Origin of the sequence: Streptomyces sp. NPDC057253 (assembly GCF_042669125.1) — a bacterium.
In the GTDB taxonomy this organism is placed as follows: Bacteria; Actinomycetota; Actinomycetes; order Streptomycetales; family Streptomycetaceae; genus Streptomyces.
On record NZ_JBHUXV010000036.1, the window covers coordinates 14,989 to 35,404 of the forward strand.

Genomic DNA, 20,416 nt, shown 5'->3' on the forward strand with positions numbered 1-20,416 from the left:
CAGTCCGGTTGCCCGGGATCGGGGCGTACATGTCACTCCTTCGGGTTTTCGCCGACGGGGGTCGGCCACCAGACGCGGGGCCCGATGTCGCGGACCAGCGCGGGCACGAGCAGGGACCGGACGACCAGCGTGTCGAGCAGGACACCGAAGGCGACGATGAAGGCGATCTGGGCGAGGAAGGCCAGCGGGATCACCCCGAGGGCGGCGAAGGTGGCGGCCAGCACCACGCCCGCGGAGGTGATGACCCCGCCGGTGGTGACCAGACCGCGCGTCATCCCCTGCCGCACGCCGTGGTCCAGCGTCTCCTCGCGGACCCGGGACATCAGGAAGATGTTGTAGTCGACGCCGAGGGCGACGAGGAACACGAACCCGTACAGGGGCACCGAGGGATCGGTGCCGGTGAAGCCGAGCAGATGGCGGAAGACCAGGGCCGAGACCCCCAGCGTGGTCAGGAAGTTGAGGGCCACGGTGGCCACCAGCAGCACGGGAAGCAGCAGCGAGCGCAGCAGCAGGACCAGGATGACCAGGATGATCGCGAGGACCACCGGGACGATGAGGGTGCGGTCGCGCTCCGCGGTGCGCAGGGTGTCGTACTGCTGGGCGGTGTAGCCGCCGACGAGGGCGCCCGCGTCCGGTACCTCGTGCAGGGCGGTGCGCAGCCGGGCGACGGTCTCCTTGGCGGTGTCGCTGTCGGGGGCGGCGGTGAGGGTGACGTCGACACGGACCCGTCCGTCGACGACGAGCGGGTCCGCGCCGGGGCGTCCGGAGGCGCTCACCGGCGCGGCCGAGGCGACGCCCTCGGTGTCCCGCGCCGCCCGGACGACCTCGGTGAGCCGGTCGGCGTCCGCGACGACCACGGCCGGGTTGCCCGAGCCTGCCGGGAAGTGCCGGCTCAGGGTCTGCTGGGCGGCGACGGAGGGGGCGTCGTCGACGAAGGTCTCGTCCAGGGGGACGCCCTTCGAGGTGAGGGCGAGCGCGAAGAGGGCGCCGGCCAGCAGGACGACGAGGGTGAGCGCCCAGACCTTGCGGGGCGAGCGGTCGACCAGGGCGGCGATCCGGTGCCAGACGCCTTCGCGCGTGCCCTCGGCCCGGTGGGGGCGGGCGGGCCAGTAGGCGGCGCGGCCGAGGAGGGCGAGGGCGGCGGGCAGGAAGGTCAGGGAGGTCAGGACGGCGCAGGCGATGCCGATGGCGCCGACCGGGCCGAGGGCGCGGTTGTTGGTGAGATCGCTCAGCAGCAGGGCGAGCAGTCCGAGCGCCACCGTGGCCGCGCTGGCGACGACCGCCGCCCAGGACCGGCGCAGCGCCGCCCTCGCGGCGGTGAACCGGTCGGCGCCGCGGGCGAGTTCCTCGCGAGCGCGGGCGGTGAGCAGCAGGGCGTAGTCGGTGGCCGCGCCGATCACGAGGATGGAGAGGATGCCCTGCACCTGTCCGTCGACGCGGACGACGTCGTGGTCGGCGAGGGCGTACACCACCGCGCAGGCCACGCCCAGGGCGAGGACCGAACCGAGGATGATCACCAGGGGCAGGAGGACACTGCGGTAGACGAGCAGCAGGATGACCAGGACGACCGCGAGCGCGACGGCGAGAAGCAGTCCGTCGATGCCGGCGAAGGCGTCGGACAGGTCGGCCTGGGTGGCGGCGGGTCCGGCGAGCTGGACGGTCGTGCCGGGGACGCGGTCGGCGGCGGACCGGATCCGGTCGAGGGTGCCGGGCAGGGCATCGCCGAGGTCGGGGCGCAGCGGGACCACGCCTTCGAGTGCCTGCCCGTCCTCGGAGGGGAGGGCGGGTGACACCTCGCCGGCGACGCCCGGGACGTCCTTGAGAGAGCCGAGCACCCGGTCGGCGTCCGCCGTCCGGCCGGCCACCGCCTCGCCGGTCCAGACGACGATCACGGGCAGGGTCTCCTGCTGCCGGAAGCCCTTCTGCTGCGCGATGACCGCGGTGGACTCGGCGCTGCGCGGCAGGAACGCCGCCTGGTCGTTGGTGGCGACCTCGCCGAGACGGCCCGCGTAGGGGCCGAGGACGCCTCCTGCCACGAGCCAGACAGCCAGCAGGAGAAGGGGGACGAGCACACGGGGCCGTCGGACGGCGGGGGACATGGGTCTCCAGGGTTCGATGACAGGTACCTCAACGACAAACAATCTCAATCATTGAGCATTCGATGTCGGTGACCGTCACCGGGTCCCCGTTCAGCCCCCGTGCGACCGCACCGCGGAGAGTTCCTCGTTCAGCGCCTCCAGGAAGCGCACCACCACGGACAGCTCCTGCTCGCCGAACCGGGAGCGCGCGGCCTCGGTCGCCTCGGCGAGCGGACGGAAGTACGACCGCGCGGCCGCCCGGGCGTCCTGTTCGTAGTGCAGATGGACGACCCTGCGGTCCGCGCTCTCCCGCACCCGCCGGATGTGCCCCGCCCGCTCCAGCCGGTCCACGCACGCGGTCACCGCGCCCGAGGTGAGCCCGAGGTGCCGCCGCAGGCCGCTGGGGGTCATCGGCTCGTCCGCGTCCAGGATCGCCGCGAGTGCCTGGATGTCCGTGGCGTGCAGACCGTGCTCGCCCGCGAAACCCTGGACGAGCCGGTTGATCTCACCGTTCATGCGGCGCAGTCGTACCGCGAAGGCGTACAGGTCGGTCGGCGCCCCGCCCGTGCCGGACCCGGGTCGCTCGTCCTGTCCCCGCTGATTCGCTGTCGCCACGTGATCAGCGTATAGAAGCGCCGCCTTCCCGCGGGACGGGGCCGCATCCGAACCGGCCCGCGCGGGGGAAGTGATCACGAGGGGGCGACAGGAAGGGCAGGGACGCGATGGATCACGACGGCACGCGCGCGGGGCCGCGCTGTCTGGTGACCGGTGCGACGGGATACATCGGGGGCCGCCTGGTTCCCGAACTGCTGGACGCGGGCTATCGCGTACGGTGTCTGGCCCGCTCCCCCGGCCGGCTGCGCGACCACCCCTGGGCCGACCGCGCCGAGGTGGTGGGCGGTGACGTGACCGACCCGGCGTCCGTCGCCCGCGCTCTGGCCGGCGTGGACGTGGCGTACTACCTGGTGCACGGCATGGGGTCCGGCAAGGACTTCGAGGAGACCGACCGCAGGGCCGCGCGGATCTTCGCCGAGCAGGCCCGGAGCGCCGGCGTACGGCGGATCGTGCACCTCAGCGGGCTCACCCCGGCCGGGGTGCCCGAGCGCGAGCTCTCCCCGCATCTGCGCTCCCGGGCCGAGGTGGCCCGCATCCTGCTCGACTCCGGCGTCCCGACCACAGTTCTGCGGGCGGCCGTCGTCATCGGCTCCGGCTCGGCCTCCTTCGAGATGCTGCGGTACCTGACCGAGCGCCTGCCCGTGATGATCACCCCGAGCTGGGTGCACACCCGCATCCAGCCGGTGGCGGTCCGCGATGTGCTCCGGGCCCTCGTCGGCAGCGCGAGCATGCCGTCCGACGTCAGCCGCGCCTTCGACCTCGGCGGACCGGACGTGCTGACGTACCGGCAGATGATGCTCCGGTACGCGGCGATCGCCGGTCTGCCCCGCCGGATCATCCTTCCGGTGCCGGTCCTCACCCCCGGGCTCTCCAGCCACTGGGTGGGCCTGGTCACGCCGGTGCCCGCCACCCTCGCCCGGCCGCTCACGGAGTCGCTGCGGCACGAGGTGGTCTGCCACGAGCACGACATCGCCCGCCATCTCGCCGGGCCGCCCGCCGATCCGATCGGCTTCGACGACGCCGTACGACTGGCTCTCCAGCGGGTGCGTCAGGCGCGGGTCACGACCCGGTGGTCGTCGGCGTCGGTGCCCGGGGCCCCGAGTGATCCGCTGCCCACCGACCCCGACTGGGCGGGCGGAAGCCTCTACAACGACCACCGCGAGATGGTGGTCGACGCCTCGCCGGAGGCGCTGTGGCGGGTGGTCGAGGGCATCGGCGGGGAGAACGGCTGGTACTCCTTCCCCCTCGCGTGGGCGGTACGGGGCTGGCTGGACCGGCTGGTGGGCGGGGTCGGGCTGCGCCGGGGGCGCCGGGACGCGGCCCGGCTGCGGGTCGGTGACTCGCTGGACTTCTGGCGGGTCGAGGAGATCGAGCCGGGCCGGCTGCTGCGGCTGCGCGCCGAGATGCGGCTGCCGGGGCTGGCCTGGCTGGAGATGGCGGTGGCCCGCGGCGAGGACGGCCGCACCCGGTACCGGCAGCGCGCCCTGTTCCATCCGCACGGACTGCTCGGCCAGGCCTACTGGTGGAGCATCTCCCCCTTCCACGCCGTCGTGTTCGGCGGCATGGCCCGCAACATCGCCCGGGCGGCGGCGAGTTCACCGACCCCGGCGCCCGAGCACGCCTCCGCCCCCTGACCGCCCGGCCCCCTCTTCTCTCTCTGCACCCGGAGCACGCACCATGAGCATCTCGGTCGTCCTGTTCACCTGTGACCTGCGGCTGCACGACCACCCGCCGCTCAGCGCGGCGCTCGACGGCACCGAGGAGGTCGTCCCGCTGTTCGTGCGGGACCGGACCGTGGACGCCGCCGGTTTCGCCGTACCGAACCGGCTGGCGTTCCTCGCCGACTGTCTGCGCGATCTGGACGCCGGGCTGCGCGAGCGGGGCGGGCGGCTGGTGGTGCGCTCCGGCGACCCGGTCGAGGAGGTGTGCAAGGTCGCCGCCGAGGCGGACGCCGACGAGGTGCACATGGCCGCCGACGCCAGCGCGCACGCCCACCGGCGGGAGCGGCGGCTGCGGCGGGCCCTGGAGGGCGAGGGCGTCCGGCTGCATGTGCACGAGACGGTGTCCACGGCCGTCGCGCCCGGCGCGGTGCTCCCGTCGGCCTCGGACCACTTCGCCGTGTTCACGCCCTACTTCCGGCGCTGGTCGCAGGAGCGGCTGCGGGAACCGCTCGCGGCGCCGCGGACCGTGCGGGTCCCGGACGGCGTCGGATCCGAGCCGCTGCCGTCCCGCGCCGACCTGTCCGGACTCTCGGAGGGGCTCGCGGCGGGCGGGGAGAGCGCGGGCCGCAAGAGCCTCACCGGCTGGCTGCGCTCCGGGGTGGCCGCGTACGAGGACCGGCACGACGACCTGGCCGGTGACGCGACCTCCCGGCTCTCCCCGCACCTGCACTTCGGCACGCTGTCCCCCCTCGAACTCGTGCACCGGGCGCGCCGGGCGGGCGGTCCGGGCGCCGAGGCCTTCGTACGGCAGCTCGCCTGGCGCGACTTCCACCGTCAGGTGCTCGCCGCGCGCCCCGCCGCGGCCGGCGCCGACTACCGCACCCAGCACGACCGTTGGCGCTCCGAGCGGGCGGCCAAGGAGGACGTCGAGGCGTGGAAGGAGGGCCGGACCGGCTACCCGGTCGTCGACGCGGCGATGCGCCAGCTGCGGCACGAGGGGTGGATGCACAACCGCGGCCGTCTCCTGACCGCGAGCTTCCTCGCCAAGACGCTCTACGTGGACTGGCGGGTCGGTGCCCGGCACTTCCTGGACCTGCTGGTGGACGGTGACGTGGCCAACAACCAGCTCAACTGGCAGTGGATGGCGGGCACCGGCACCGACACCCGGCCCAACCGGGTCCTCAACCCGGTCACCCAGGCCAAGCGGTACGACCCGGACGGCGCGTACGTGCGCCGCTGGGTGCCTGAACTGGCCTCGCTGGAGGGGTCCTTGGTGCACGAGCCGTGGAAGGTGCGGGGACTGGACCGGGCCGCGTTCGACTACCCGGACCCGATCGTGGAACTGTCCGAGGGGCTCGCCCGGTTCAAGCGGGCCCGGGGCCGCGACTGAGGCCGCGCTCCCTCCGAGGGGACCCCGAGAGCCCCGACGGCTCGGCGCCGTACAGACCGGCGAGCGTGTCCAGGGCGTCCTGGAAGGCCGTCGGCCGCAGCATGCCCTGACCGGGTCGGCCCTGCCAGCCGGGTCCGCCCAGCATCACCAGGGGCCTTCTGCGCGCGCCCTTCACGCCCCACTGGGTGGCCGCGAGGTGCCGGGCCAGCGGGAGGCTCGCCGTGGAGCGGGCCTGCGCCCACAGGACGACGGCCGCCGGGCCGAGCCGCTCCACGGCGGCGATCAGCGCCTCCGCGGGTACGGCGGACCCGAACATCCTGGTGGGCAGGCGCAGTTCGCTCAGGCCCGCGTTGAGGGCCTCCAGCGCGAGCGTGTGCTGCTCGCCGGGGACGCAGGCCAGCACCACCGGCCCGGGGCCGGGTGCGTCACTGTGCCGGGCCGGCGGAGCGGTGCAGCGGCGCAGCGCGGTGGACATGTGCCAGGACAGCAGGTGCTCGACCTCGACGTAACGGTCCCCGGACGAGGCCCACTTGCGGCCCACCGCGTGCAGCGTCGGCACCATCACCTCCTGCCAGGCGACGGCCAGGCCATGGGTCGCGACGGCCGTCGCCAGCTGCTCCTCCACGGCGGGCGCGTCCAGGCGTACGGCGGCCCGGGCCAGGCCCCGGCACTCCTGCCGCACCTCCCCCAGGGGGAGCGTGCCCGCCGCCCTGGACCGGGGCGCGGGTTCCGGTGCCTGTCCCTGTGCCGGGGCCGGTCCGGCCGCTGCTTCCGGAGTGCGCGGCGGGGTCGGGTCGCCCGCCGGTTCCGGGGAGGCCGCGGCCCTGGCCGCGCGCGCCGCCTCGGCGGGGGGTACGCCGGCGGAGGTGAGCCGGCACATCGTCTCCAGCACGGCGACGTCCGGCGCGGTCCACCGGCGGTGCCGGCCGTCGGTGCGGACGGCGGGGCCGATGCCGTAACGGCGGTCCCAGGAGCGCAGCGTGGTCGGGGAGACCCCCAGCCGACGGGCCAGGGCGCCGGTGCTGAGGCTCGCAGCGGTGTCGCGGGACGCCTGTTCCGGCCTGGTCCCCGGTTCCTCGCTCTCCGGAATGTCACCCATGGCCCGACTATACGACGCAGAACCGATGCAAGTTGATTCCCCTGCGTCGGAGCTCGGACGATGGCGGCGACGTCACACGGTCCGGCCGGGTGGGGACCGGGTGCGCCCGTACCTCGCGGACCGCCCGGCCGTCGGAGCCGTACACCATGAGGAGCCGCCGCCATGGACGCGCAGTCGAGCATTCTCCCGGTCGCGCCGCCCCGCCCGGCGGCCGGGTGGGCGATGCCGGGAGGCCGGCCCGTCATGGAGAGCGCACCCCTGCCCACCGAAGTTGCGCCCGGCGACGCGGAGTTGGCGCGGGGACTGGCGGCGGGCGACGAGGCGAGCCTGACGGCCGCGTACCACCGCTGGTCCCCGCTCGTGCACACGCTGGCCCGGCGCTCCCTGGGTGACACGAAGGAGGCCGAGGACGTCACCCAGCAGGTCTTCATCGGGGTGTGGCGCGGTGGGCGGGGCTACCGGCCCGAACGGGGGACGCTCGCCGGGTGGATCGTCGGCATCACCCGCCGCAAGATCGCCGACGCCCTCCAGGCACGGGGCCGCCGGTTCGAGCTGGCCGTCGCGGCGAGCTCCCGGGTCGTCCTCACCCAGCACAGCGGGGACCGGACGGAGGCGACCCTGGACGGCCTTGTCGTGCGCGCCGAGCTCGCCAAACTCCCCTCGGCCCAGCAGCGGGTGCTGCGGCTGACGTTCTACGAGGACCTGAGCCAGATCCAGATCGCCGAGCGCACGGGGTGGCCGCTGGGCACGGTGAAGAGCCACGCGCGGCGCGGCATGCACCGGCTCCGGCGCGGACTCGAATGCGCCTTCGATGCAGAAACGGTGCGTTGATCGCCGACGTCGACTCAGGCGCGTCCGGGGGCGGCCCCGGGAAGGCCCCACGACCTCTACACATAAAGGAAAAATAAGAGCAGAATGCACCCAGGCGGCGCTTACCGCACACCGCACCAGACGCGGTCAGGCCTGCAAGTCAAAGGAGACGAGTCATGGCCAACGTCTCGCACACCCGAGGTGACATCACCAGTCACCCCGATGCCTCAGAGATGCGGGAACGCTACGCCCGCATGCTCGGCGGTCGCGATGTGGCGCTCGTGGACGGACCGGTGTTCCTGCTCGGTCTGTACTGCGCCGTGTCCCCCTGGATACTCCACTACACGACGAGCCAGCCCGCTCTCGTGACCCACAACCTCATCGTGGGCATAGCGATCGGTCTGCTGGCCCTCGGATTCACCCAGACCCCCGAGCGCATGTACGGCCTCAGCTGGGCCTTCTGCGCGGTCGGCGTCTGGATGATCATCGCCCCCTGGGTCGTCGGCGACAGCCCCGACGCCGGTGTGGCGCTGAACAACATCATCATCGGCGCCCTCGCGGTGATCCTGGGGCTGATGTGCACCGCCACGGCGGCGAAGAGCGCCCCCCGGCCGTAGGAGGACCCGCGACACAGGAGACAGGAGGGCCGGTCCGCCTGACGTGGACCGGCCCTCGCCCGTGCGGGAAGCGACAGCAGGTCCAGCACCCGGCTCAGGTCGGAGTCAGTCCAGGAAGGCCTCCAGCTCGCGCCGGTTGACGGCCACCCACTCCCCCGCGGCCCGCACCTCGGCCACGGCCCCCCGCGCACACAGCCGGACCATGGCGGGCTCACCCCGCAGCGCTCCGGCCTCGATCCCTCTCAGGCACCGGTCCTGCCACCACAGCACGGTGTCCAGCAGCCCGTCCCGCCCGTCCAGACCGTAGGCGTCGCAGATCAGCCGGATCCGGCGGGCGGTGTCCCGTACGTCGGTGACGTCCGGCCCCAGGCCGAGGTAATGCCAGCACACATGGGCGACGTCGTGGATCCGCTCGCCCGGGGCGGCCAGGTCCCAGTCGATGAAGGCCGTGGGATGCCACGCGGTGTACACGGTGTTCTTCGGCGCGAGGTCGTTGTGGCAGACGACGTCCCGGTCGCCGGCGAGCGCCGTCCCGTGGGTCAGGTCGTGGAAGGCACGGACGAGTCGGGCGACCTCCGCCAGCGCCGCGTCCGTACGGGCGGCGGCGCGCTCGCGCGGGGTCACGGCGGCCCGGCCCGCCACGTAGCCGAACATCTCCCGGCCGTGCTCGTCGGTGCCGAGGAAGCGCGGTGCCCCCGGCCAGCCGGACCGCTCGAACAGTCCGAGCAACTGCCGTACGAAGTCGGACCGTTGGGACCGGGTGCGGCGCACGGTGTCGCCGATCCGGACGACCTCGTTGACCGCGCCACCGCCGAGCGCCGACTCCTCCACCCGGTCTCCTCCACCTGATCGCTTCCGCCGGGCAGGATCGCCCCATGGACACGAACCGACCCTTCGCCCTCGTCCCACCCGTACGCCTCGAAGGCTACGGCGTCCGGTTGCGCCCGTGGACGGACGGCGACCTCGTCGATCTGGTCGCGCTCTACGACGATCCCGAGATGGCGCGTTGGACCCCGGTGGCCTCGCCGTTCGACCTGGACGCGGCGCGCGCGTATCTCGCCGGGGCGCGGGAGGGACACGCGGAGGGACGGAAGGTCCAACTGGCCATCACCACGGACGGGATCCTCCCGCGCGGGGAGGTACTGCTGTTCCGCAGCGGCTCGGACGGTCGGGACCTGGAACTCGCCTACGGTGTCGGGCCGGACCACCGCGGCCAGGGCCTGGCCGGCCGCGCGGTGCGGCTGGCGGCCGAGCACGCCGTCCGGGAGATACGGCCCCGGCGGGTGCTGCTGTGCATCGACCCCGCCAACGCGGCCAGCGAGGCGGTCGCCCGCTCCTGCGGCTTCGAACTCACCGACGAGCCACCGGTCAGGAGGACCTCGCGAGGCCGGGAGGTAGTCCTGCGCACCTGGCGGCTGCGCGCCTGAAACCGCGTGGCCCGGCGGCGAGTCGGCGTGCCACGCTCGTCGCATGGATCATGCGGAGGCAGCTGCCATGAGGCCCTAGCTGCGGGCAGTCGTGCCGCTGGGGCGGCACGGGTGGGCGCAGCGGCACCCCGCCGGCGCGGGCGAGCGACAACCACCCCCGGCGGGCCCGTGCCCGTCGGTACCCCGCGGGTGGGTACCGACGGGCGCGCCGTGGCCGACATCGCGGCCGAGGTGACGGCCGCCACCGGGTGGGTCCCGGCGGTGGTCAGCTGACGTTCAGCGCGGTGTCGTCGAGGACGAACGACGTCTGGAGGGTGGAGCCCTCCGTGCCGGTGAACTTGAGGGTGACGGTCTGGCCGGCGTAGCTCGCCAGGCTGAAACTGCGCTGGGTGTAGCCGGAGGCGGCGTTGAGGTTGGAGTAGGTCGCCAGGGTGCCGAGGACGGTGCCGGAGCTGTTGAGGACCTGGACCTTCAGCGTGTCGTAGGCGGTGCTGGTGGTGGTCTCCGCCGTGTCGACGTGCAGGTAGAAGCTGAGCGCGGCGGTGGTGCACCCGGACGGGATGGTCACCGTCTGCGCGAGCGTGTCGGTGGTGGCGCTGCCGTAGCCGTCGAGCCAGGCGTAGTACGAGCCCGAACGGGGCGACTGGCTGCTGGAGTTGGTGATGACTGCGCTGCTGGCGCTCCAGGTGGTGCTGCCGGACTCGAAGCCGCTGTTGCCGAGCAGCTGGGCGGCGGTGCAGGTGCCGGAGCCGCCACCGGAGCCGCCGCCACTGCTGCTCGCGCCGGCCAGCCACTCCGTGGCGTTCAGGGCGAGGGCCGCGTTGGTGGCGCCGGAGTCGTTCCAGCCGTCGTAGAGCGTGTTGCCGGACTGGCCGGTGCCGTCGTCGATGGGTGAGCTGTCGCCCCAGAAGGCGACCCGGCCGCTGCCGAAGGTGCTGGTCGCGAAGAAGGCGCCGGTGTTGCCGGAGTAACCGGTGCGGTAGAGCAGGCCCTTGACGGCGGAGTTGTCGGCGGGCTTGAGGGTGGCCGTGGTGCCGCTGGCGATGAGGCTCTTGGTGACGGTGCCGAAGGAGCCGTGCAGCACCGGGTTGCTGCTGTCGCTGATGGCCGAGGGGTAGTCCGAGCTGATGCTGAGCGAGTCGATGGAGAAGCCGAACGGGTCGGTGGAGTCGACGCTGTTGTTGGTCATCAGGTCGTTGAGGATCTCGACCGCGTCCTCACCGTCGTTGTTGCGGTCGGCGCCGGTGTGGTCGGAGATCATGAAGAGGCCGCCGCCGTTCTTCACGAAGGTCATGATCGCCGTCTTCTCGGCGGTGGTGAAGAGCGTGTTGGGTTCGGGCAGCACCAGGGTGTCGAAGTTTGACAGGTCGGTGGCCGAGGAGCCGCCGTAGGTGAGGGCGCTCGTCGCGGTCTTGAGGCTGTAGTCGCCGGTCTTCTGGAGGGCGACGCCCCATGAGGAGAGCGCACCCGTCCAGTCCGTCTCCGACGACGGCGAGGAGTCCTGGGAGAGCGGGTCGGGCTTGCTGGTGGAGATGATCCAGTCCGCGTTGCCCGCCTCCTCGGCGTGACCGTCGTCGAAGAGGATCCGGTGCGGGGTGGCAGCGGCGGCGGGGGTGGCGGTCGCCTGCACGGCGACGCCTGTGGCGACGAGGGTGAATCCGGCGAGGACCGCGCCGAGTCTGTAGCGGGGTCCGGTGAGTCCGAGCATCCTGCATACCTCCGTGGGGAGTTGGGGAGGGTGGTGCCAGGGGTGGGAACTACGCGCATAGATACACGAGTAGTTTGAACCGTACATGTCATTCAGGGGTCCGGAAAGGTTCGTTCCGGTCTCCTCGACGAGGGTTGACCGGGTGTTGACCGGCGGTTGGCACGGAGCTGGACTGCGGCGGCCCTCGGCGGGCATCTGCACTGCATCAGGGCTCGACGGAGCCCGCGGAGCCCATCGGAAAAGGGGCGGGAGATGGAAGTCGACGGCATCATCAGTGCCATCGTGATCGGCATCGTGATCGGTGTGCTCGGCCGGCTCGTGGTTCCGGGCCGTCAGCGCATCGGCATCCTGTGGACCATCCTGGTCGGCATCGTGGCCGCGCTCATCGGTTCGGCGATCGCCGGGGCCTTCGACGTGGCCGACACCAAGGGCATCGACTGGATCGAGTGGCTCATCCAGATCGGTCTCGCCGCGCTCGGCGTGGCGGCGCTGGACCGGTCGAAGGCACGCCGCTGACGGTTCCTGACGTTCCGGATGTTCGGATCTTCCGAACGTCCGGACGAGAAGAGCAGCACAGCGCGGTGCGCCGGAGGCCGGCGCACCGCCCGCAAATCCCGTTGCGGGCCCCAGGTCCCGGCGGCTAGCTTCAACCGCTCGCCGACCGCCTTCCCGTGACGGAGACCCGCTTGTCCTTCCACCTCACCCCGCTCTCCGATCCCGAACCCGGTGCCTCCAGCCGCCGTCTGGCCTGGCTGGCCTCGGACGACGACGGGGTTCCCCTCGGGTCCGCCTTCCTGAGGCTGTTCACGAAGGAGGGACAGGAGCACCTGGCCGAGCTGAACCTCGCGGTGCACGGGGCCGAGCGGCGGCGGGGCATCGGCACCCGCTTGCTGGAGGCCGCCGTGGGCGCGGCCAGGGCGGAACGGCGGCGGTCGCTGATCGCACAGGCGGTGCAGGGTTCCCCCGCCGACCTGTTCCTGGCCGCGCGGGGCTTCCGGCAGGTCCTGGCGCTCACCTATGCACGGCTCCCGCTGGCCGACCTGGACCCCGCGGCTCTCGACGCCCTCGTCGAACTGCCGCACCCCGGCTACCGGTTGACCGCGTGGGAGGGCACCGTGCCCGAGGAGCTGGCGCTGTCGTTCGCCCACTCACGGCGCGCGATGGACGACATGCCGATGGAGGGCACGGATTTCGGGACGGTCGTCTGGGACGTGGACCGGGTCGTCGCGGCGGCCGAGGCCGTCGCGCGGCGCGGCGAACTGCTGCACACCGTGGCCGCCGTGGACGAGGCCGCTGGAAGGGTGGTCGGCTTCTCCGAACTGGTCGTCGGCGGCGACGGGTTGGGCGACGGACAGCACTACGGCACCGCCGTGCTGCCCGAGCACCGGGGCCGGGGCCTCGCCCGCTGGATGAAGGCCGCGTCCATCCGTCACGCCCGTCAACGGCACCCGGGACTCGCCGGGTTGTGCACCGACACCGCGCAGAGCAACGCACCGATGCTCGCCGTCAACGACGCCCTCGGCTACGTACCGACGCACAAGGCCCTGGAGTACCAGCTCGATCTGTGATCACCGGGTGGTCGCGGGCCCGGAGATCGCGCGGGCCGGGATGTGGCATCCGGGCCGGACGGACCGTCAGCTCCCGGGCCGGTACAGGTGCGGCTGCGTCGTCGTCAGCGGTTCGAAGCCGAGGCGTTCCAGGATGGGGCGGCTCGTGGGAAGGGCGTCCACCTGGAGGTAGCGGTAGCCGCGGGCCACGGCGGCGCGGGCGCGGTGCGCGACCAGGGCCCGGTAGATGCCGCGGCCGCGCCAGCCCTCGACGGTGCCGCCGCCCCACAGACCGGCGAAGCGGGTGCCGGGCACCAGCTCCAGGCGGGCCGCGCTGACCGGCACGTCACCGGTGAGGGCTACGACCGAGACCACCGTCTCGGGGTCGTCGCGGAGCTGGGCGAGCAGCTGGTGCCGCATCCGGGAGCTGTCGGTGCCGAAGGCCTTCTCGTGGACGTCCGCCACGAGGTCGACGCCCGCCTGGTCGGTGACCGGGAGGATCCGGATCCCCTCGGGCGGCGCCACGTCCAGGGAGAGGTCGGCGACCTCGGCGATCATCAGCGTCTCCTCGGGCCCGGGGACGAACCCGGCCGATCTGAGCCGCTGTTCGAGGTCGACGGGCAGGTCGTGGCCGTACAGCTTCCACTCGAACTCACGGCCGAGCCCGGTGTAGTACGCGATCTGGTCGGCGATCGCCTTGTCGGCGTTCGACTCGTCCAGGTCCGACCAGACGACGCCGTTCCAGCCGCGGTCGCCGGCGACCTGGCGGACCACCCGGCCGTCCCGCTCCACATGGGCGCCGGGACCGTCCGGCTGTGCGCCTTCGCGCATGTCCCGGTCGAAGAGCGCGAGTACCGCAACATGATCCATGGGCCCACTCCATCATCCGGACGCCCGCGCGGCAATGGCGTTTACGGCCGCCCGGCGGCGGTGCGCACCGCCGTCAGGTAGGCGCTGAGGCGGTCACGGTTGCGGGCCAGGCAGTCGATCCGGGCCTGGATGCGGTCGACGTGGGCCTCCAGGAGGGCCGCCGTCTCCGCGGTGAGGTGCTCCGGCGGCAGCAGGATCTCCTCGGGCCCCGACAGGTACGGCAGGATCGCGCGGATCATCTCCGTGGTCAGGCCCGAGTCCAGCAGCCCGCGGATCTGCTGCACGTCCCGGACCGCCGCCTCGCCGTAGTCGCGGTAGCCGTTGCCGGCGCGCTCGGGGGCGAGCAGGTCCTGCTCCTCGTAGTAGCGCAGCAGCCTGGTGGGGACGCCGGTGCGGCGGGACAGTTCGCCGATCCTCATATGTGCTCCCTTGCCTTCACACTGATGTGAAGGTCCGAGCATGGTCGCATGTCCACCACTTCCCTGGCCAAGGGCACAGCCCTGCCCGCGCCCGCTTCCCTGCCGTGGTCCGGGCTTCTGGCTCTGTCCACGGCGGCCTTCACCGCCGTCCTGACCGAACTGCTGCCCGCCGGCCTGCTGCCCCGCATGGCCCCGGCACTCGGCGTCTCCGAAGCCCGGGTCGGCTTCCTGGTCACCGGGTACGCGGTGGCGTCCTTCGCCGCCGCGATCCCGCTCACGGCGCTGCTGCGCGGGCTGCCGCGCCGGCCGGTGCTCGTCGGCACCCTGCTCGGATTCGCGCTGAGCAACGCGGTGGTCGCGCTGTCCTCGTCCTATGCCCTCACTTTCGGTGCGCGGCTCGTGGCCGGGTGCGTGGGCGGGACGCTCTGGGCGATGCTCGCGGGCTACGCGGCCCGGATGGTGCCGCCCGAGCGGCGCGGCCGGGCGATCGCGGTCGTCCTGGCCGGGATCACCCTCGCGCTGTCCCTGGGCGTTCCGGCCGGCACGGCACTGGCCGAGGCGGTGGGCTGGCGTACGGCCTTCGGCGTGCTGGCCGCGCTCGCCGTACTGCTGGTCGGGTGGACCCACGCGCGCGTGCCCGGGTTTTCGGGCGAGGCACCGCACGCGCGCGTGCCGCTCGCCCGGGTGGCCGCGGTGCCGGGCGTCCCCGCCGTCCTGTCCGTCACGCTGTTCCTGCTGGTGGGGCACCAGGTGATGTACACCTACGTCGCTCCGTTCGCGGCGCGTGCCGGGTTCGGCCGTACGGGTCTGGTGCTGCTGCTGTTCGGGGCGGGCACCGTGCTGGGGATCTGGATCACCGGGGTGCTCGTGGACCGGCGGCCGCGGACCGCGCTGCTCGGCGCGCTGGGGCTGTGCGCGGCCGTGATGCTCGCCCTGGGCCTGGCCGCCGGGGTGCCGGGGGTGCTGCCGGTCTCGGTCGCCCTGTGGGGTCTGGCCTTCGGGGGTGCGCCGACGCTGATCCAGACGGCGCTGGTCGACGTGTCGGGGCCGGAGCGGGCGGACGTGGCCACCTCGATGCAGACCACGGTGTACAACGCGGGGATCGCCGCGGGTTCGCTGGCCGGGGGCGTGGTGCTGGCGGGCCCGGGCGCGGGGGCGCTGCCGTGGACCGCGCTGCCCCTGGTCGCGGTGGCCCTCGGGGTGGTCGCCCTGGGCGGGCGAAACGCGTTTCCGTCCACGCGGCGGGGCTCCTAGGCTCAGGAGCATGGTCGTGAAGGACACCGAACTGCCCTATCTCCGCCGCTGCGTCGAACTGGCCGAGGAGGCGCTGGAAGCCGGGGACGAGCCGTTCGGCTCGGTCCTGGTGGGCGCCGACGGCGGGATCCTCGCCGAGGACCACAACCGCGTGGCCTCCGGCGACCGCACCCGGCACCCGGAGTTCGAGCTGGCCCGCTGGTCGGCGGCCCACCTGACGCCCGGGGAGCGGGCCGCGGCGACCGTGTACACCTCCGGCGAGCACTGCCCGATGTGCGCGGCCGCACACGCCTGGGTGGGCCTCGGCCGCATCGTGTACGTCGCCTCCTCCAAGCAGCTCGCCGGGTGGCTGGAGGAGTGGGGGATCCCCGCACCACCGGTGCGGACCCTGCCGGTCGGCGCGATCGCCCCCGATGTCGTCGTGGACGGCCCGGTGCCCGGGTTCACCGAGCGTGTACGGCAGTTGCACCACCGGTTCCACCTGCGCTGACACCGATCTCCCGGGATGCAGGCCGCCCTCCCCGTGCCTACGATCGAAAGATCCAGGACCAGGTGGAAGACCCGGTCTCCTCCAGCGGCCAGTGGGGGGAGGCGCTCGCCCTTGCAGTCGGCCCGTCGGCCGATGGCCATCCATGTCGTTCTGGTCGCCGTCGCCACTCTCGTCTACATGACGGTCCCCGCCGCCCTCAGCCCCGTGTGGGCCGTGATCGGACTCTCCGGGGTCGGCGCCGTACTGGTGGGCGTCCGGCTCAACCGGCCCGCCCACCGCTGGCCCTGGTGGACGCTGGCGGCGGGCCTGCTCACCTTCATCGCGGGCGACACGTACTACAACGTCATGGAGGAGTACTTCCACGCCTCCAACCCCTTCCCCTCCCCCTCCGACGCCCTCTACCTGACGACCTATCCGCTCTTCGCCATAGGTCTGTCCGGTCTCATCCGCTACCGCTGGGCGGGCCGCGACGTGCCCAGCCTCCTCGACGCGCTGATCGTGACGGCGGGTCTCGCGCTGCCCGTGTGGGTCTACCTGGTGCAGCCGCTCGCCGAGGTCGACGGTCTGACCTGGCAGCAACGGGCCATCAGCATCGCCTACCCGCTCGGAGACGTGCTGGTCCTGGCCCTGCTGGCCCGGCTGCTCACCCCGAGCTCGGTCGAGGGGCCCAACCGGTCGGTACAGCTGCTGGTGGTCGGCACCGTCACCCTGCTCGTCTTCGACATCGCCTACGGCGTCCTCCAGCTCAACGAGATCTGGCAGGCGGGGACCGCGCTGGACGCCGGGTGGATCGTCTTCTACACGGCCTGGGGCCTGGCCGCGCTGCATCCCTCGATGGCCGCGCTCACCGCCGCCGTACCGCAGAAGCAGTCCCCGCTGCCGCCGCGGCACCGGTTCGTGATGCTGGCCGCGGTCACGCTCATCGCCCCGGGCATCCTGCTGTACGAGGCGGCCTCCCGCAGCCCCCACCACACCGCGGTGATCGCCGCCTTCTCCGCGCTGCTGTTCCTGCTGGTCATCCTGCGCCTTGCGGGCATGGTCGTGGTCCACCGGGGCGCGGTCGCCCGCGAGCTGGCGCTGCGCCGGGCGGCCGAGTCGCTGGTGTCGGCGATCCAGCGGCAGGAGGTCGTGCGGACCTGCGAGGAGGCCGTCGGCCTGCTCCTGGGACCGACGGTCCGCCACCGCACCCTGGTGCTCTCGGCCGAGGAGGCCGCACCCCTGCGCCCCCGCGAGGCCCGCCGGGTCGCCCCCGACGAGCTCGGCCCCGACATCGCCGCCCGGCTGGGCGGGCTGCCGGTCGTCCAGGTGTGCCCCATGACCTCGCCCGACCGCCCGGCCGCCCAGGACCCCGGCGTCCTGCTGGTCGCCGCCCCGCCGGAACCGCTCACCGAGACCCACGGCTCCCTGGAGATCCTCGCCTCCCACGCCGGGCTCGCCATGGAACGGGTCCTGCTGCGCCAGGAGGTGATCCGGCGGGAGAGCGAGGCCTACTTCCGGACCCTGGTGCGCAACACCTCCGACGTCATCCTGATCGTCGAGGACGACGACACCATCCGGTACGCCAGTCCGTCCGCGGCCGCCGTGTTCGGCACCTCGGACCTCGTCGGCGCCCGTCTGCCCGACCTGGTGGACCCCCGGGACCGGGCCCGGGCGGTCCGTGAGCTGACCGCCGTCCGCGATCACGGGCCGCAGGGCTCCCACGACCACTGGTGGGTGCGGCACCGGGCCGGGCGGGTGGAGGTGGAGGTGCGGTGCAGCGACTTCCGGGACGAGCGGACCGTGGCCGGGCTCGTGGTCACCCTGCGGGACGTGACCGAGCAGCGCCGGCTGGAGCACGAGCTGACGCAGCGGGCCTTCCACGACTCCCTCACCGGCCTGCCCAACCGGACACTGCTCCTGGAGCGGATCGAGCGCGCGCTGCTGCGCGGCCGCCGCGAGTCGTCCCTGACCTGTCTGCTCTTCATCGACCTCGACGACTTCAAGCAGGTCAACGACACGATGGGGCACTCGGCCGGCGACCGGCTGCTCGTCGACGTGGGCAACCGGCTGACCCGGACCCTGCGCCGCACCGACACGGCGGCCCGGCTCGGCGGCGACGAGTTCGCCGTGCTGATGGAGGACGCGCGTGAGCCGCTCGACGCCGAGCTCCTGGCGGCGCAGGTGGTGCAGGCGCTGACCAGGCCGTTCGTGCTCGGGGACGAGTCGGTCAGCGTGTCGGCCAGCGTGGGCGTGGCCACCGCCCGCGACAGCACCGACGCGGAGGAACTGCTCGGCCACGCCGACCTCGCCCTGTACGCGGCCAAGGCGGCCGGCAAGCGGCAGTGGCGGCGCTTCCTGCCGATGCTGCGCGCCCGCATGGTCGAACGGCACGATCTGCAGAGCCGGCTCGCCCAGGCGGTCGCCGCGCAGGAGTTCGCCCTGCGCTACCAGCCCGTGGTGGACATCGACGCGGGCGAGGTGGTCGGGTTCGAGGCACTGGTGCGCTGGCCGCGGGCCGAGAACCGGCCCGTCTCGCCGGAGCAGTTCATCACGCTGGCCGAGGAGACCGGGCACATCGCGCCGCTCGGCTCCTGGGTGCTGGAGAACGCCGTCGGTGACGTCGCCGGCCTGCAGAAGCTGCCGGGCCCCGCGACACCGCCGTACGTGAGTGTGAACGTCTCGGCCCGCCAGTTCCGCGACGGCGGCTTCCTCGACCAGGTCGGCCGGGCCCTGCGCACCCCGGGGCTCGCCCCCGGTTCCCTCCAGCTGGAGCTCACCGAGACGATGCTGCTGCGCCGGGACGCACAGATCCAGGCGGTGCTGGAGTCCCTGAAGGACCTCGGCGTGCACATCGCCGTCGACGACTTCGGCACGGGGTTCTCCTCGCTGCGCTATCTGCGGGACTTCCCCATCGACGTACTGAAGATCGACAAGACCTTCATCGACGCCATCACGCACGACGCCCAGCAGGTCGCTCTCGTCGAGGGCATCGTCCGCATCGCCGACACCCTGGGCCTCCAGGTGATCGCGGAGGGCATCGAGGAACCGGCGCAGCGGGACATGCTGGCCGGCATGGGATGCCGGTTCGGGCAGGGCTTCCTGTTCGCCCGGCCGATGACGGTGGAGCAGAGCGAGCAGGCGCTGCGGGAGGGCGGCGGCCGCTTCGCGCCGGGTTTCGGCACCACGACCGAGCGTTCGGCCCACCGTGAACCGCCGTCGGCCGCCGCCGAGAAGCGCACGGCGGGCATCGAGCACCTGCGGCGCACCAGTCCGATGAGCGACGCGGTGATCGACGAGGTGTGCGGGCGCCGGATCCGCAGCCGCGGCCACTGGCTGATCGACTTCGCGTCCTGCAACTACCTCGGCTTCGACTGGGACCCGGAGATCCAGTCCCGGATCGACCCCGAGGTCCGGCGGTGGGGCACCCACCCCAGCTGGTCGCGGCTGCTGGGCAGTCCCCGGCTGTACCCGGTGCTGGAGGAGCGGCTCGCGGCGCTGCTGGGCGCCCCGGACACCCTGCTGCTGCCGACCCTGACCCTCATCCACGCCTCGGTGATCCCGGTCCTGGCCGACGGCGGCCATGTCTTCGTCGAGGCGAACGCGCACCGGACGGTGTACGACGGCTGCGTGGTCGCCCGCGGCCAGGGCGCCACCCTGCACCGCTTCCACGCCGAGCGGCCCGAGGAACTGGACGCGCTGCTCTGCTCGGTGCCCGCCCGCACGACCCGGCTGGTCTGCCTGGACGGCGTGAACAGCATGACCGGCAACCTCCCCGACCTGCCGGTGCTGGCCGCGCTGTGCCGGGACCGGGGCGCCACGCTGTACGTCGACGACGCGCACGGCTTCGGGGTGATCGGGGAGCGCGCGCCGGACGAGCCGTGTCCCTACGGCCGCCGCGGCAACGGCGTGGTGCGGCACACCGGGGAGTCCTACGACGGGATCGTGATGGCCGGCGGTTTCTCCAAGGCGTACTCCTCCCTGCTGGCGTTCCTCGCCGTGCCCACCGAGGTGAAGAACCGCCTCAAGACGAGCGCGGCCCCCTATCTGTACTCGGGTCCCTCCCCGACGGCGTCGCTGGCCACCGCGCTGGCCGGGCTCGACGTCAACGACCGCCGCGGGGACGCGCTGCGGGCCGACGTGTACCGCAGGACCGCGCGGGTGCTCGACCATCTCGCCGACCTCGACGTGCACACCCTCAACCGGGACCGGCTGCCCATCGTGGAGATCCCGCTGGGTGATCCGGCCGAGCTCGACGCGGTCGGCGCGTTCCTGTGGGAGCAAGGCATCTACGTGACGCTCGCCGCCCATCCGCTCGTCCCGCGCGACCGGGTCGGCTTCCGGGTGCAGATCACCGCGCTCAACTCCGACGACGACATCGACCGGCTGAACGGCACGCTGACCGCGCTGGCGAAGCGGTTCCGGCTGCGGCCGAGGCAGTGAGGGGGTGACGCG

At 73.1% G+C, this 20,416-nt stretch carries 17 protein-coding genes; 10 read left to right on the forward strand and 7 right to left on the reverse strand.

Going from position 1 to position 20,416, the window contains the following annotated elements:
- Positions 1-32: 32 nt before the first annotated feature.
- Together ACFULQ_RS20980 and ACFULQ_RS20985 are read right to left on the reverse strand one after the other, a co-directional pair.
- The gene (locus ACFULQ_RS20980; protein WP_383546105.1) at positions 33-2,099 is read right to left on the reverse strand and encodes an MMPL family transporter; all 2,067 of its coding nucleotides are present in this window, start codon (positions 2,097-2,099) and stop codon (positions 33-35) included.
- A 90-nt stretch (positions 2,100-2,189) separates the two neighbouring features.
- Positions 2,190-2,693: a MarR family winged helix-turn-helix transcriptional regulator gene (locus ACFULQ_RS20985; RefSeq protein WP_383546106.1), complete on the reverse strand. Its 504-nt coding sequence runs from the start codon at positions 2,691-2,693 to the stop codon at positions 2,190-2,192.
- A gap of 107 nt (positions 2,694-2,800) precedes the next feature.
- Between ACFULQ_RS20985 and ACFULQ_RS20990 the strand changes: the two genes are divergently transcribed.
- Together ACFULQ_RS20990 and ACFULQ_RS20995 are read left to right on the forward strand one after the other, a co-directional pair.
- Complete coding sequence (locus ACFULQ_RS20990; protein WP_383546108.1) at positions 2,801-4,327, forward strand: SDR family oxidoreductase; 1,527 nt, start codon at positions 2,801-2,803, stop codon at positions 4,325-4,327.
- Between the two features lie 43 nt (positions 4,328-4,370).
- Positions 4,371-5,744: a cryptochrome/photolyase family protein gene (locus tag ACFULQ_RS20995; RefSeq protein WP_383546110.1), complete on the forward strand. Its 1,374-nt coding sequence runs from the start codon at positions 4,371-4,373 to the stop codon at positions 5,742-5,744.
- Here the strand turns inward: ACFULQ_RS20995 and ACFULQ_RS21000 are convergent.
- On the reverse strand, positions 5,719-6,843 hold the full coding sequence (locus ACFULQ_RS21000) for a MerR family transcriptional regulator (protein ID WP_383546112.1): 1,125 nt from the start codon (positions 6,841-6,843) through the stop codon (positions 5,719-5,721). The genes ACFULQ_RS20995 and ACFULQ_RS21000 overlap by 26 nt on opposite strands.
- Before the next feature lie 162 nt (positions 6,844-7,005).
- Between ACFULQ_RS21000 and ACFULQ_RS21005 the strand changes: the two genes are divergently transcribed.
- Entirely contained in the window at positions 7,006-7,674 is a 669-nt protein-coding gene (locus tag ACFULQ_RS21005) for a sigma-70 family RNA polymerase sigma factor (protein WP_383546114.1), read from the forward strand.
- Between the two features lie 155 nt (positions 7,675-7,829).
- The gene (locus ACFULQ_RS21010) at positions 7,830-8,270 is read left to right on the forward strand and encodes an SPW repeat protein (protein WP_383546115.1); all 441 of its coding nucleotides are present in this window, start codon (positions 7,830-7,832) and stop codon (positions 8,268-8,270) included.
- Between the two features lie 105 nt (positions 8,271-8,375).
- Here ACFULQ_RS21010 and ACFULQ_RS21015 read toward each other — a convergent pair whose 3' ends face one another.
- A complete protein-coding gene (locus ACFULQ_RS21015; RefSeq protein WP_383546117.1) occupies positions 8,376-9,101 on the reverse strand; it encodes a phosphotransferase family protein in 726 nt (241 codons plus the stop codon).
- Between the two features lie 44 nt (positions 9,102-9,145).
- Here ACFULQ_RS21015 and ACFULQ_RS21020 point away from each other — a divergent pair, with 44 nt between their 5' ends.
- A complete protein-coding gene (locus ACFULQ_RS21020) occupies positions 9,146-9,697 on the forward strand; it encodes a GNAT family N-acetyltransferase (RefSeq protein ID WP_383546119.1) in 552 nt (183 codons plus the stop codon).
- A gap of 265 nt (positions 9,698-9,962) precedes the next feature.
- Here ACFULQ_RS21020 and ACFULQ_RS21025 read toward each other — a convergent pair whose 3' ends face one another.
- On the reverse strand, positions 9,963-11,405 hold the full coding sequence (locus tag ACFULQ_RS21025; RefSeq protein ID WP_383546121.1) for a hydrolase: 1,443 nt from the start codon (positions 11,403-11,405) through the stop codon (positions 9,963-9,965).
- Positions 11,406-11,657: 252 nt separating this feature from the next.
- Between ACFULQ_RS21025 and ACFULQ_RS21030 the strand changes: the two genes are divergently transcribed.
- A complete protein-coding gene (locus ACFULQ_RS21030) occupies positions 11,658-11,921 on the forward strand; it encodes a GlsB/YeaQ/YmgE family stress response membrane protein (RefSeq protein ID WP_383546123.1) in 264 nt (87 codons plus the stop codon).
- A gap of 170 nt (positions 11,922-12,091) precedes the next feature.
- Positions 12,092-12,973 (forward strand): GNAT family N-acetyltransferase, encoded by an 882-nt coding sequence (locus ACFULQ_RS21035; RefSeq protein WP_383546190.1) that lies wholly within the window; start codon positions 12,092-12,094, stop codon positions 12,971-12,973.
- Between the two features lie 66 nt (positions 12,974-13,039).
- Here the strand turns inward: ACFULQ_RS21035 and ACFULQ_RS21040 are convergent, their stop codons facing one another.
- Complete coding sequence (locus tag ACFULQ_RS21040; protein WP_383546125.1) at positions 13,040-13,822, reverse strand: GNAT family N-acetyltransferase; 783 nt, start codon at positions 13,820-13,822, stop codon at positions 13,040-13,042.
- 41 nt (positions 13,823-13,863) lie between these two features.
- On the reverse strand, positions 13,864-14,241 hold the full coding sequence (locus ACFULQ_RS21045; protein ID WP_383546127.1) for a MerR family transcriptional regulator: 378 nt from the start codon (positions 14,239-14,241) through the stop codon (positions 13,864-13,866).
- A 48-nt stretch (positions 14,242-14,289) separates the two neighbouring features.
- Here ACFULQ_RS21045 and ACFULQ_RS21050 point away from each other — a divergent pair, with 48 nt between their 5' ends.
- The 3 genes from ACFULQ_RS21050 to ACFULQ_RS21060 all read left to right on the forward strand — a co-directional run bounded on the left by ACFULQ_RS21050 (position 14,290) and on the right by ACFULQ_RS21060 (position 20,404).
- Complete coding sequence (locus tag ACFULQ_RS21050) at positions 14,290-15,495, forward strand: MFS transporter (RefSeq protein WP_383546129.1); 1,206 nt, start codon at positions 14,290-14,292, stop codon at positions 15,493-15,495.
- 10 nt (positions 15,496-15,505) lie between these two features.
- Positions 15,506-15,985, forward strand: coding sequence for a nucleoside deaminase (locus ACFULQ_RS21055; protein ID WP_383546130.1), 480 nt, complete (start codon positions 15,506-15,508; stop codon positions 15,983-15,985).
- A 132-nt stretch (positions 15,986-16,117) separates the two neighbouring features.
- Complete coding sequence (locus ACFULQ_RS21060) at positions 16,118-20,404, forward strand: aminotransferase class I/II-fold pyridoxal phosphate-dependent enzyme (protein ID WP_383546132.1); 4,287 nt, start codon at positions 16,118-16,120, stop codon at positions 20,402-20,404.
- Positions 20,405-20,416 lie beyond the last annotated feature (12 nt).